Raw genomic sequence first — 12,451 nt, 5'->3', positions numbered from 1 at the left:
CCCGGAACCGAGTCCTCGACGTGGTCCACCATGGGCCCGTGCACGAGTCGACCAGGACACACGCGTTCCGGATACGTGAGATGACGCTCGCCGACTGCGAGCATGTCGCCGAGATCCGCGTCCGCGGCTGGCAGAGCGCGTACCGGGGGCTGATGCCGCAGTCGTACCTCGACGGGCTCGGTGTCGCGCAGGACGCCGAGCGCCGCCGCGGGCACCTGACACAGGCCGGCGCCGGCGTGGTGAACCTCGTCGCCGAGGACATTGGAGGCGAAGTCGTCGGCTGGGCCTGCCACGGTCCGTACCGGGACGGTCAACTCCTCACGTCCGACGCCGAGTTGTACGCCCTCTACGTCCACCCCGACCGGGTGGGCCACGGCGCGGGGCAGGCCCTCCTCGCGGAGTCCGTCACGCGCTGCGCCGCCGCGGGCCACGGCCGTATGCTCCTGTGGGTCCTCAAGGGCAACGGCCGGGCCCGCCACTTCTACGAACGGGCCGGCTTCCACGCGGACGGCGCCGAGGAGCCCTTCGAGGTGGAGGGCGTGATGGTCCCCGAGGTGCGGTACGCGCGCGCACTCCCCCGCTGATCTCACCTCTGCTTCGGAATCCGCCCCAGCGCCCGCACCGCCGCCTCCGCCAGCACCGGATGCGCGAGTGCCTCGTTCAGTACGGGTCTGGCCCGGGCGTCGCCCAGCGTGCCGAGCCCGTCCACACAGGCGAGGGCCACCCGGCGGTACGGGTCGTGCGGGCGCAGCCGCCGCTGGAGGGTGGTGATCAGGGCGGGCACGGCCTCCGGGGCGCGCAGTTCGACCAGGAGCCGGACCGGGTACAGGGCGTAGGCGACCCGCAGTTCGTTGGTGGCGAGGGCGGCGGCCGCGCGGGCGGTGCGCGGGTCGCCGAGGCGGGCAAGGGCGTGGGCGGCCGAGGCGCAGCGCGGCGGGTCACGGTGGTTGAGCAGCAGCACCAGGGACTCGAAGGCCCGCCGGTCCCCGGCGAGTCCCAGCCGGAAGGCGGCCAGCTCCCGCGCCCACAAGGGCTGCCCGAGTTCGGTCAGCACCGCGGCCAGGGCGTCGAGGTCATCGGTCGCCACGAGCCGCTCGAAGGCGGGCGAGGCCCCCGACTCCTGCCGTAAGCGCTCCGTGAGTGATCGCAACTCTTCGTCCATGACTGAGAGATTAGGGGCTTGGCGGAGCCGCGCGGGACGTACGTCACAAACACGAGGGCTGGCGCGCTCGTTACCCGCGAGTTAAGCTCAGACGAGCGAGTTACCCACTCGTATCCCCTCGCGGCGGTCTGGTGACGCGGCCACCGTGAGAGCAGTCGGTTCGGTACATCGGTACCGCAGTACGGCCCGGCCCCGGGACAGGGCCGGTCGGAACCGCCGTTCACCGGGCGTTGTGCACGCCCGGCCCGACGGCACCGGGCGTGTGCGTTCGCAGCCCGGCCAGCACCCGCATTTCTCACGCACCCGGTATGCCCGGGACCCGGCCCTGCCGGTCCGAAGTCGGCGCGCCCGGGACGCGTTCCCCGTCGTCACCCTCATCCTGGAGTCCCGCGATGGCCACTCCCCTGTCCGACCCGTCCCTGTCCCCGCTGCGCACCATCGCCGTCGTCGGCCTCGGCACGATGGGCACCGGCATCGCCGAAGTCCTCGCCCGGGCCGGCCGCGAGGTCGTCGGCATCGACATCAGCGAGGCCCAGGCCGCGAAGTGCGTGGCCGCCCTGGAGTCCTCCACCGCCCGTGGCGTCGAGCGCGGGCGGCTGACCGAGCAGGACCGCGCGCAGATCCTGGACCGCGTCCGTACCTCCACCGACCTGCGGGCCGCGGCCGACGCCGACCTGGTCATCGAGGTGGTGCCGGAGTCGTACGAGGTCAAGCAGCAGATCTTCCGCGAACTGGACGGGATCGTGCGCCCCGAGACGATCGTGGCGACCGGCACCAACGCCCTGTCGGTCACCCGGCTCGCCGCCGACTCGGCCCGTCCGGAGCGGGTGCTGGGCCTGCACTTCTTCAACCCGGCCCCGGCGATGCGGCTGGTCGAGGTCGTCTCCTCGGTGCTGACCGCGCCGGCCGCCGTCACGGCGGTCACCGACCTCGCCCTGGACCTGGGCAAGGAGCCCGTCGCGGTCGGCGACCGCCCCGGGTTCGTCGCCGACGGCCTGCTGTTCGGCTACCTCAACCAGGCGGCCGCGATGTACGAGGCGAAGTACGCCTCCCGTGAGGACATCGACGCCGCGATGCGGCTGGGCTGCGGCCTGCCGATGGGCCCGCTGGCGCTGCTCGACCTGATCGGTGTCGACACCGCGCGCACGGTCCTGGAGGCGATGTACGCCGCGTCCCGCGACCGGCTGCACGCCCCGGCGCCGATCCTCAAGCAGCTGAGCGAGGCGGGTCTGACCGGGCGGAAGGCGGGGCGCGGTTTCTACACGTACGAGGCGCCGGGCAGCGGCACCGTCGTGCGGGACGCGCTGACCCCGCTGGAGGGCGGGAACCCGGTCCCGGGCCGGGAGGTCCGCTCGGTCGGTGTCGCGGGCTCGGGCACCATGGCCTCCGGTATCGCCGAGGTGTTCGCCAAGGCCGGGTATGAGGTGGTCCTCGCCGCCCGCAGCGAGGAGAAGGCCCGGACCGCGAAGGCCCGCATCGGCACGTCCCTGTCCCGCTCGGTCGACAAGGGCCGGATGACCGCCGAGGCCGCCGCGCGGACCCTGGACCTCATCACGCCGACGGGCACGTACGACGACTTCGCGGGCGTCGACCTGGCCGTGGAGGCGGTCGCCGAGGACCTGGAGGTCAAGCGGCAGCTGTTCGCCGCGCTGGACAAGGTCTGCAAGCCGGGCGCGGTCCTGGCCACCACCACCTCGTCCCTGCCGGTCGTGGCCTGCGCCCGGGCCACGTCTCGCCCGCAGGACGTGATCGGCATGCACTTCTTCAACCCGGCACCGGCCATGAAGCTGGTCGAGGTCGTCCGTACGGTGCTCACGGCCGACGACGTCCACGCGACGGTCCGCGAGGTCTGCGGCCGGATCAGGAAGCACCCCGTCGACTGCGGGGACCGCGCGGGCTTCATCGTGAACGCGCTGCTCTTCCCCTATCTGAACAACGCGATCAAGATGGTGCAGGAGCACTACGCGTCGCTCGACGACATCGACGCGGCGATGAAGCTGGGCGGCGGTTACCCGATGGGCCCCTTCGAGCTGCTGGACGTCGTCGGGCTCGACGTCTCGCTCGCCATCGAGAAGGTCCTGCACCGCGAGTTCCGCGACCCGGGGCTCGCCCCGGCACCGCTGCTGGAGCACCTGGTGGCCGCGGGCTGCCTCGGCCGCAAGACCGGCCGTGGCTTCCGCGAATATGCCAAGCGCTGAGGGTCCCGGCGACTGGTTCCGGTCCGGCGCGGAGTGGGGCGGCCTGCTCGGCCCGGACCGGTGCCCGCCGCCCCGGGGCGGCGGCCGGGAACCAGGTCATGCGCACCGAGCTGCGCACATGCAGTACGTTCAGGGCATGTCCCAGCCCGCCAAGTCCTCACGTACACCAGCTACGGCCGACGCGCCGGAAAGTGCCGCAGGCTCTCGCGCCGCCGCCCAGCGGCTGAAGATGCGCCGGGAACTCGCGGCCGCCGCGATGGAGCTGTTCGCGACCAAGGGGTACGAGGCGACCACCGTCGACGAGATCGCGGCCCAGGCCGGCGTCGCCCGCCGCACCTTCTTCCGCCACTTCCGCTCCAAGGAAGAGGCGATCTTCCCCGACCACGACGACACCCTGGTCCGGGCCGAGGCGGTGCTCAACGCCGCGCCCGCGCACGAGCATCCGCTCGACACGGTGTGCCGTGGCATCAAGGAAGTCATGAAGATGTACGCGGCCCGGCCGGAGATCTCGGTCGCCCGCTACAAGCTGACGCGTGAGGTGCCGACCCTGCGCGAGGCGGAGATCGCGTCGGTGGCCCGCTACGAGCGCCTGTTCACCCGCTATCTCCTCGGCCACTTCGACGAGCGCGCGCACGCCGACGACGCCAACGACGACCCGCTGCTCGCGGAGGTCGCCGCGTCCGCCGTGGTCACCGCCCACAACCACGTCCTGCGGCGCTGGCTGCGGGCGGGCGGGCAGGGCGACGTGGAGGCGCAGTTGGACCACGCCTTCGCGATCGTGCGCAAGACCTTCGGCACGGGGATGGGGGCCGGGCGCTCCACGGAGTCGCAGCCGCCCGCGGCCACGGCCTCGGCGCAGGGCGAGGTGCTGGTGACCGTCGCCCGGACCGACGCCCCGCTGGACGAGGTCATGCGGACGATCGAGCAGGCGCTGAAAGAGCGCTGAGCGGCTCCCGCTCGCGTGATGACGGCCACCCCACGGGGTGGCCGTTTTGGCATGTCAGGGGTCGTTTTGCAGGTCCTTGGCGGGGCCGTTCGATCGATCATCGCTCATGTGTTACGTAAAGATTTCATTTGAGAGCAACTTCTGGCACTCAGTGCCTTGCGAGGTGACACGCGGTGTCATACGTTGAAGAGGTCCGGGCGATGTCCCAGCAAGCCCAGCGCCTGCCCGCCCGGACGCCTGCGTCACAGGCAACCTCCCGCGCCACCAGCGCTGCCGAACAGCACCACCGCCGAACCGACGGCACACCCCCGACCCTCAGCAGCACCGACGTAACCATCGGCGCCCCTCCCTCAGGGCGCTCACCGCCGGAGGCAACACCGTGACCGTGAAGGACATCCTGGCCGCGATCCAGTCGCCCGACTCCACGTCGGAGGACTTCGCCGCCCTTCCGCTGCCCGAGTCGTACCGCGCGATCACCGTGCACAAGGACGAGACGGAGATGTTCGCCGGGCTCGCCACGCGCGACAAGGACCCCCGCAAGTCGATCCACCTGGACGAGGTGCCGCTGCCCGAGCTCGGCCCGGGCGAGGCGCTGGTGGCCGTCATGGCCTCGTCGGTCAACTACAACTCGGTGTGGACGTCGATCTTCGAGCCGCTGTCGACGTTCGGCTTCCTGGAGCGCTACGGCCGCACCAGCGAGCTGGCCAAGCGCCACGACCTGCCGTACCACATCATCGGCTCCGACCTCGCCGGCGTCGTCCTGCGCACCGGACCCGGCGTCAACGCCTGGCACCCGGGCGACGAGGTGGTCGCGCACTGCCTGTCCGTCGAGCTGGAGTCCAGCGACGGCCACAACGACACGATGCTCGACCCCGAGCAGCGCATCTGGGGCTTCGAGACGAACTTCGGTGGCCTCGCCGAGATCGCGCTGGTCAAGTCCAACCAGCTGATGCCCAAGCCGGACCACCTCAGCTGGGAGGAGGCCGCCGCCCCGGGCCTGGTCAACTCCACCGCCTACCGTCAGCTGGTCTCCCGCAACGGCGCCGGCATGAAGCAGGGCGACAACGTGCTCATCTGGGGCGCGAGCGGCGGACTCGGCAGTTACGCCACGCAGTTCGCGCTGGCCGGCGGGGCCAACCCCATCTGCGTCGTCAGCAGCGAGCAGAAGGCGGCGATCTGCCGGTCCATGGGCGCCGAGGCGATCATCGACCGCACCGCCGAGGACTACAAGTTCTGGAAGGACGAGCACACCCAGGACCCGAAGGAGTGGAAGCGCTTCGGCAAGCGCATCCGCGAGCTCACCGGCGGGGAGGACGTCGACATCGTCTTCGAGCACCCCGGCCGCGAGACCTTCGGCGCCTCGGTCTACGTCACCCGCAAGGGAGGCACCATCGTCACCTGCGCCTCCACCTCGGGATACAACCACGAGTACGACAACCGCTACCTGTGGATGTCGCTGAAGCGGATCATCGGCTCGCACTTCGCCAACTACCGCGAGGCCTGGGAGGCCAACCGGCTCATCGCGAAGGGCAAGATCCACCCCACCCTGTCGAAGGTGTACTCCCTTGAGGACACCGGCCAGGCCGCCTACGACGTGCACCGCAACCTCCACCAGGGCAAGGTCGGCGTGCTGTGCATGGCCCCCGAGGAGGGCCTGGGCGTGCGCGACCACGCCAAGCGCGCCCAGCACATCGACGCCATCAACCGCTTCCGGAACATCTGAGGGCTGCTGGATGACAGAGCGTCAGAAGGACCGTCCGTGGCTCATGCGGACCTACGCCGGTCACTCCACGGCCGAGGCGTCCAACGAGCTGTACCGGCGCAACCTCGCCAAGGGCCAGACGGGTCTGTCGGTGGCGTTCGACCTGCCGACACAGACCGGCTACGACTCCGACCACATCCTCGCCCGCGGCGAGGTCGGCCGGGTCGGCGTGCCGATCGCGCACGTCGGTGACATGCGCCGGCTGTTCCAGGACATCCCCCTGGAGCGGATGAACACCTCGATGACCATCAACGCCACGGCCATGTGGCTGCTGGCGCTCTACCAGGTCGTCGCCGAGGAGCAGGGCGCGGACATCACCGAGCTCCAGGGCACGACCCAGAACGACATCGTCAAGGAGTACCTGTCCCGGGGGACGCATGTCTTCCCCCCGGGCCCCTCCCTCCGCCTGACGACGGACATGATCGCGTACACGGTCTCCCACCTGCCGAAGTGGAACCCGATCAACATCTGCAGCTATCACCTGCAGGAGGCGGGCGCCACACCGGTCCAGGAGATCGCGTACGCGATGTCCACCGCGATCGCCGTCCTCGACGCCGTGCGCGACTCGGGGCAGGTGCCGCAGGAGCGCATGGGCGATGTCGTCGGCCGGATCTCCTTCTTCGTGAACGCGGGCGTCCGCTTCATCGAGGAGATGTGCAAGATGCGGGCGTTCGGCCGCATCTGGGACCGGATCACCCGCGAGCGCTACGGCATCGAGAACCCCAAGCACCGCCGCTTCCGCTACGGAGTCCAGGTCAACTCCCTGGGCCTGACGGAGGCGCAGCCGGAGAACAACGTCCAGCGGATCGTCCTGGAGATGCTGGCCGTGACGCTCTCCAAGGACGCCCGCGCGCGTGCCGTGCAGCTCCCCGCCTGGAACGAGGCGCTCGGCCTGCCCCGCCCCTGGGACCAGCAGTGGTCGCTGCGCATCCAGCAGGTGCTGGCGTACGAGAGCGATCTGCTGGAGTACGACGACATCTTCGAGGGCTCGAAGGTCATCGAGGCGAAGGTGGCGGAACTGGTCGAGGCCTCGCTCGCGGAGATCGACCGCATCCAGGAGATGGGCGGCGCGATGGCGGCCGTCGAGTCCGGCTACCTCAAGGCGCAGCTGGTCGCCTCGCACGCGGAGCGCCGGGGCCGGATCGAGTCCGGCCAGGAGAAGATCATCGGTGTCAACGCCTTCGAGGGCACCGAGCCGAACCCGCTGACCGCCGATCTGGACACCGCGATCCAGACGGTCGACCCGGAGGTCGAGGCCCGTGTCATCGCCTCGCTCCGGAAGTGGCGCGACAGCCGCTACCAGCCGCCCTTCAACCACCCGCGGCCCTGCAAGGCCCTGGAGCGGCTGAAGGAGGCCGCCCGGGGCACCGAGAACCTCATGGAGGCCACCCTGGAGTGCGCCCGCGCCGGCGTCACGACCGGCGAGTGGGCCGGGGCCCTGCGCGAGGTGTTCGGCGAGTTCAGGGCACCCACGGGCGTCTCCTCGGCGCCGGTGGCCGTCCCCGCCGAGGAGGGCAGCACGCTGGCCCTGGTCCGCCGCACGGTGGATCTGACGGCCAAGGACCTGGGCGTGGGCAAGCTGCGCTTCCTGGTCGGCAAGCCGGGCCTGGACGGCCACTCCAACGGCGCCGAGCAGATCGCCGTGCGTGCGCGGGACGCCGGCTTCGAGGTGGTCTACCAGGGCATCCGGCTCACCCCCGAGCAGATCGTGGACGCGGCCCTCGCCGAGGACGTGCACGCGGTCGGCCTGTCCATCCTGTCCGGCTCGCACGCCCAGCTGGTGCCGGACGTGCTCGAACGGCTGCGTGTGGCCGGTGCCACAGACATCCCGGTGATCGCCGGTGGCATCATCCCGAACGGGGATGCCGAGCAGCTCAGGGCAGCCGGAGTGGCCGCGGTCTTCACCCCGAAGGACTTCGACATCACCGGAATCATCGGCCGCATCGTCGGCGAGATCCGGAAAGCGAACAAGCTCGACCCCCTGGAGGTCTCCGCATGACCACGGTCAACCGCCTTCGCCCCCGGCGTTCCTGCCTGGCGGTACCGGGCTCGAACCCCCGCTTCCTGGAGAAGGCGCAGGGCCTCCCCGCCGACCAGGTCTTCCTCGACCTGGAGGACGCGTGCGCGCCGCTCGCCAAGCCGGAGGCGCGGCACACCATCGTCAAGTTCCTCAACGAGGGCGACTGGACGGGCAAGACGCGCGTGGTGCGCGTCAACGACTGGACGACCGAGTGGACGTACCGGGACGTCGTCACGGTCGTCGAGGGCGCCGGCCAGAACCTCGACTGCATCATGCTGCCGAAGGTGCAGGACGCCCAGCAGATCGTCGCCCTGGACCTGCTGCTGACGCAGATCGAGAAGACCATGGGCTTCGAGGTCGGCCGCATCGGCATCGAGGCGCAGATCGAGAACGCCCAGGGCCTCAACAACGTCAACGAGATCGCCACGGCCTCCCCGCGTGTCGAGACGATCATCTTCGGCCCGGCCGACTTCATGGCGTCCATCAACATGAAGTCGCTGGTCGTGGGCGAGCAGCCGCCCGGCTACCCGGCGGACGCCTACCACTACATCCTGATGAAGATCCTGATGGCCGCCCGCGCCAACAACCTCCAGGCGATCGACGGCCCCTACCTGCAGATCCGCAACATCGACGGCTACCGCGAGGTCGCCCAGCGCGCCGCCGCCCTCGGCTTCGACGGCAAGTGGGTGCTGCACCCGGGCCAGGTCGAGGCGTCCAACGAGATCTTCTCGCCGTCGCAGGAGGACTACGACCACGCCGAGCTGATCCTGGACGCGTACGACTACTACACGTCCGAGGCGGGCGGCAAGAAGGGCTCGGCGATGCTCGGCGACGAGATGATCGACGAGGCCAGCCGCAAGATGGCCCTGGTCGTCGCGGGCAAGGGACGCGCCGCCGGCATGCGGCGCACCAGCACGTTCGAGATCCCGGAGGCCTGAGCGCGATGCAGTTCGGACGCACCTACGAGGAGTTCGAGGTCGGGGCGACGTACAAGCACTGGCCGGGCAAGACGGTCACGGAGTACGACGACCACCTGTTCTGTCTCCTGACGATGAACCACCACCCGCTCCACATGGACACGAACTACGCGGAGAAGACGACGGACTTCGGCAGGAACGTCGTCGTCGGGAACTACGTCTACTCGCTCCTGCTCGGCATGAGCGTGCCGGACATCTCCGGCAAGGCGATCGCCAACCTGGAGATCGAGTCGCTCAAGCACGTGGCGCCGACCTTCCACGGCGACACCGTCTACGGCCAGACGACCGTCCTCGACAAGTGGCCGTCGAAGTCGAAGAACGACCGCGGCATCGTGCACGTCGAGACCAAGGGCTACAAGCAGGACGGCACGCTGGTCTGCGTGTTCCGTCGCAAGGTCATGGTGCCGACCGAGACGTACATCAAGGAGCGCGGCGGCGAGCAGCCGGGCCGCCCCGAGCTCAGGGAGCAGGAGAAGTAGCCATGGCGCGACTCGCCCAGACCGCCGGTCTGACGGACATCCAGCAGGAGATCCTGTCCACCGTCCGGGACTTCGTGGACAAGGAGATCATCCCGGTCGCGACCCAGCTGGAGCACCGCGACGAGTACCCGCAAGCGATCGTCGACGGGCTGAAGGAGTTGGGCCTGTTCGGCCTGATGATCCCCGAGGAGTACGGGGGTCTGGGCGAGTCGCTCCTGACGTACGCGCTGTGCGTGGAGGAGATCGCCCGCGGGTGGATGTCGGTGTCCGGCATCATCAACACGCACTTCATCGTGGCGTACATGCTCAAGCAGCACGGCACGCAGGAGCAGAAGGACCACTTCCTACCGAGGATGGCGGCCGGTGACATCCGCGGCGCGTTCTCGATGTCGGAGCCGGGCCTCGGCTCGGACGTGTCGGCGATCACGTCGAAGGCGGTCAAGGACGGTGACGAGTACGTCCTGAACGGCCAGAAGATGTGGCTGACCAACGGCGGTACGTCGTCGCTCGTGGCCGTTCTGGTGCGAAGTGACGAAGGTCACCCCGAGGGCACCGCGCCCCACAAGTCGATGACGACCTTCCTCGTCGAGAAGGAGCCCGGCTTCGGCGAGGTCCGGCCCGGCCTCACCATCCCCGGCAAGATCGACAAGATGGGGTACAAGGGCGTCGACACCACCGAACTCATCATGGATGGCCTGCGGATTCCTGCGGATCGCGTACTCGGCGGGGTCACGGGCCGTGGTTTCTACCAGATGATGGACGGCGTCGAGGTCGGCCGCGTGAACGTGGCGGCGCGTGGCTGTGGCGTCGCTCAGCGTGCGTTCGAGCTGGGCGTGGAGTACGCGCAGCAGCGTCACACCTTCGGGAAGCCGATCGCCCAGCATCAGGCCATCCAGTTCAAGCTGGCGGAGATGGCTACCAAGGTCGAGGCCGCGCATGCGATGATGGTGAACGCAGCACGCAAAAAGGACTCCGGTGAGCGAAACGACCTTGAGGCTGGGATGGCGAAGTACCTCGCCTCCGAGTACTGCAAAGAGGTCGTGGAAGACGCCTTCCGGATCCACGGCGGCTACGGCTTCTCCAAGGAGTACGAGATCGAGCGCCTCTACCGTGAGGCACCGATGCTGCTCATCGGTGAAGGTACCGCCGAGATCCAGAAAATGATCATCGGCAGGCGGCTGCTCGAGGAGTATCGCTTCCAGGGCTAGATGTCCGGATACGGGGTGTTTTCTTGGAGAAGAAGATCACACCCCGTCAGCACTCTTCGGCCGCCGACTCGGCTGCCTGGCTTACCCAGTTAGGGCCCCGAGCCGCTACGATCGCCGGAAAGCCGCCGTCCCCCGTCAGAGTGCGGCATCATCCGCTACGAAGGTCATCCATGCCCCACAGCCAAACCTCTGCACCTCGCGACAGCCGGGCCGGCGTACGCCTCGCGCGCGGAGCATCGCCGTGGCTCCTTCCTACCGTCGCCACCGCAGCCCTCAGCCTGGCCCGCGCCCGCCGATCGGGCGCCGCCAAGGCCGTCGCCGTTCCCGCCACCGCGCTCGCGGCGGGGATGCTGTGGTTCTTCCGCGACCCCGAGCGCGAGATCACCCAGGGCCGGGTCATCTCGCCCGCAGACGGTGTGGTGCAGAGCATCATGCCGTGGAAGGACGGCCGCACCCGCGTCGCGATCTTCATGAGCCCGCTCAACGTCCACGTCAACCGCGCGCCGCTGGCCGGCACGGTGACGTCGGTCGAGCACGTGCCCGGTGGCTTCGTTCCCGCCTTCAACAAGGAGAGCGAGAACAACGAGCGTGTCGTCTGGCACTTCGACACCGAGCTCGGCGACATCGAGATGATCCAGATCGCCGGCGCGGTCGCCCGCCGCATCGTCCCCTACGTGCCCCAGGGCACCAAGGTCGAGCAGGGCGAGCGGATCGGCCTGATCCGCTTCGGCTCGCGGGTCGACCTCTACCTGCCCGAGGGTGTGGAGGTCGCGGTCGAGGTGGGGCAGAAGACCGTGGCTGGGGTGACTCGCATTGACCGTGATTGATCCTGACACCAAGGCCGGCTGGGTCCCGGAGGCCGACGAGGTCGACGAAGAAGAGGAGATGCCCCTCTCTTTGCGCCTCTCGATAGCGGACACCCTGACGCTCGGCAACGCCACGTGCGGCTTCATGGCGGTGTACTTCACCACCACCGGCATCCTGATCCCGGACCTCACCGGCAGCCAGGAGACCGGCATGGCGCGCAACAGCGCGGCCACGGCGGTCATCCTGATGCTCTGCGCGGCGGTCTTCGACCTGTTCGACGGCCTGGTGGCGCGCAAGCTGCGCTCCTCCCCCATGGGCGCCGAGCTGGACAACCTGTCCGACCTGATCAGCTTCGGCCTGGCGCCGGCGTACTTCGTCCTCGTCTACGGCATGGTGGCGGACGGCGCGTACCAGCGGGTCGCGGCGGTCGGGGCGATCGTGGTGCTCCTGGCGGTGGTGCTGCGGCTTGCGCGGTTCTCGTGCGTCACGGTGAAGGACGGCACCTTCCAGGGCATGCCATCACCGTTCGGCGCGCTGACGGTCGTGTCGATCGTGCTGCTGGAGCTGCCGTTCGTGGCGACGCTGCTGGCGATCCTGGGCACCGCGTGGCTCATGGTGAGCCGGGTCGAGTACCCGAAGCCGCGGGGGCGGCTCGCGGTGGCGATGCTGTCGTGGATCGTGCTGGGCATGGGCCTGATGGCGGCCTGGGCCTTCGACGCGCCGAGCGGGCAGCTGCTGCTGCAGACGGGATGCGCGCTTCAGCTGGTCATGGGGGCGGTGATCCCGCTGTTCGCGACGGCCCGGCGGGTGAACAACTTCCGTGACAACCGGCGGGAAGCCCGGGCGGCGCAGCTTCCCTGACCTCGTCCCACCACTGACGGGTGTGGCCCGA

General features: G+C 69.5%; 11 protein-coding genes. 10 read left to right on the top strand and 1 reads right to left on the bottom strand.

What is annotated here, in order from left to right; genetic code table 11:
• The first annotated feature begins 80 nt into the window (after window positions 1-80).
• A complete protein-coding gene (locus tag ACFZDA_RS03825) occupies window positions 81-584 on the top strand; it encodes a GNAT family N-acetyltransferase (protein ID WP_391074606.1) in 504 nt (167 codons plus the stop codon).
• A 2-nt stretch (window positions 585-586) separates the two neighbouring features.
• On the opposite strand, the gene ACFZDA_RS03820 is transcribed toward ACFZDA_RS03825, so the two are convergent.
• Window positions 587-1,162 carry an adenylosuccinate lyase gene (locus ACFZDA_RS03820; RefSeq protein ID WP_391074318.1) on the bottom strand — a complete coding sequence of 192 codons (576 nt, stop codon included), beginning with the start codon at window positions 1,160-1,162 and terminating at the stop codon, window positions 587-589.
• Between the two features lie 392 nt (window positions 1,163-1,554).
• Here ACFZDA_RS03820 and ACFZDA_RS03815 point away from each other — a divergent pair, with 392 nt between their 5' ends.
• The 9 genes from ACFZDA_RS03815 (at window position 1,555) to pssA (ending at window position 12,420) form a co-directional block, all read left to right on the top strand.
• The gene (locus ACFZDA_RS03815; protein ID WP_391074315.1) at window positions 1,555-3,360 is read left to right on the top strand and encodes a 3-hydroxybutyryl-CoA dehydrogenase; all 1,806 of its coding nucleotides are present in this window, start codon (window positions 1,555-1,557) and stop codon (window positions 3,358-3,360) included.
• Between the two features lie 136 nt (window positions 3,361-3,496).
• Complete coding sequence (locus ACFZDA_RS03810) at window positions 3,497-4,306, top strand: TetR family transcriptional regulator (protein ID WP_391074312.1); 810 nt, start codon at window positions 3,497-3,499, stop codon at window positions 4,304-4,306.
• Window positions 4,307-4,691: 385 nt separating this feature from the next.
• Window positions 4,692-6,029: a crotonyl-CoA carboxylase/reductase gene (gene ccrA, locus ACFZDA_RS03805; protein ID WP_391074603.1), complete on the top strand. Its 1,338-nt coding sequence runs from the start codon at window positions 4,692-4,694 to the stop codon at window positions 6,027-6,029.
• 10 nt (window positions 6,030-6,039) lie between these two features.
• Entirely contained in the window at window positions 6,040-8,067 is a 2,028-nt protein-coding gene (locus ACFZDA_RS03800) for a methylmalonyl-CoA mutase family protein (protein WP_391074309.1), read from the top strand.
• Window positions 8,064-9,026: an aldolase/citrate lyase family protein gene (locus ACFZDA_RS03795; protein WP_391074306.1), complete on the top strand. Its 963-nt coding sequence runs from the start codon at window positions 8,064-8,066 to the stop codon at window positions 9,024-9,026. Before ACFZDA_RS03800 ends, ACFZDA_RS03795 begins: the two co-directional genes overlap by 4 nt.
• A 5-nt stretch (window positions 9,027-9,031) precedes the next feature.
• Window positions 9,032-9,544, top strand: a complete 513-nt coding sequence (locus ACFZDA_RS03790; RefSeq protein ID WP_391074303.1) for a MaoC/PaaZ C-terminal domain-containing protein — start codon at window positions 9,032-9,034, stop codon at window positions 9,542-9,544.
• Window positions 9,545-9,546: 2 nt separating this feature from the next.
• Window positions 9,547-10,752, top strand: coding sequence for an acyl-CoA dehydrogenase family protein (locus tag ACFZDA_RS03785; protein ID WP_391074300.1), 1,206 nt, complete (start codon window positions 9,547-9,549; stop codon window positions 10,750-10,752).
• Window positions 10,753-10,922: 170 nt separating this feature from the next.
• On the top strand, window positions 10,923-11,579 hold the full coding sequence (locus tag ACFZDA_RS03780) for a phosphatidylserine decarboxylase (RefSeq protein ID WP_010038789.1): 657 nt from the start codon (window positions 10,923-10,925) through the stop codon (window positions 11,577-11,579).
• A gap of 58 nt (window positions 11,580-11,637) precedes the next feature.
• Entirely contained in the window at window positions 11,638-12,420 is a 783-nt protein-coding gene (gene pssA / locus ACFZDA_RS03775) for a CDP-diacylglycerol--serine O-phosphatidyltransferase (RefSeq protein WP_338784158.1), read from the top strand.
• Window positions 12,421-12,451: the final 31 nt, after the last annotated feature.

The sequence above is a fragment of the Streptomyces sp. NPDC007991 genome (genome assembly GCF_042958445.1).
Classification (GTDB): domain Bacteria; phylum Actinomycetota; class Actinomycetes; order Streptomycetales; family Streptomycetaceae; genus Streptomyces.
Note: the sequence above shows the minus strand (reverse complement) of the source record. Positions and strands in the feature narration are given on the sequence as shown.

Coding starts and splice junctions, on each gene's coding strand:
- ACFZDA_RS03825 (WP_391074606.1), top strand. CDS start 81: ATGACGCTCGCCGACTGCGAGCATGTCGCCGAGATCCGCGTCCGCGGC.
- ACFZDA_RS03820 (WP_391074318.1), bottom strand. CDS start 1,162: ATGGACGAAGAGTTGCGATCACTCACGGAGCGCTTACGGCAGGAGTCG.
- ACFZDA_RS03815 (WP_391074315.1), top strand. CDS start 1,555: ATGGCCACTCCCCTGTCCGACCCGTCCCTGTCCCCGCTGCGCACCATC.
- ACFZDA_RS03810 (WP_391074312.1), top strand. CDS start 3,497: ATGTCCCAGCCCGCCAAGTCCTCACGTACACCAGCTACGGCCGACGCG.
- ACFZDA_RS03800 (WP_391074309.1), top strand. CDS start 6,040: ATGACAGAGCGTCAGAAGGACCGTCCGTGGCTCATGCGGACCTACGCC.
- ACFZDA_RS03795 (WP_391074306.1), top strand. CDS start 8,064: ATGACCACGGTCAACCGCCTTCGCCCCCGGCGTTCCTGCCTGGCGGTA.
- ACFZDA_RS03790 (WP_391074303.1), top strand. CDS start 9,032: ATGCAGTTCGGACGCACCTACGAGGAGTTCGAGGTCGGGGCGACGTAC.
- ACFZDA_RS03785 (WP_391074300.1), top strand. CDS start 9,547: ATGGCGCGACTCGCCCAGACCGCCGGTCTGACGGACATCCAGCAGGAG.
- ACFZDA_RS03780 (WP_010038789.1), top strand. CDS start 10,923: ATGCCCCACAGCCAAACCTCTGCACCTCGCGACAGCCGGGCCGGCGTA.
- pssA (WP_338784158.1), top strand. CDS start 11,638: ATGCCCCTCTCTTTGCGCCTCTCGATAGCGGACACCCTGACGCTCGGC.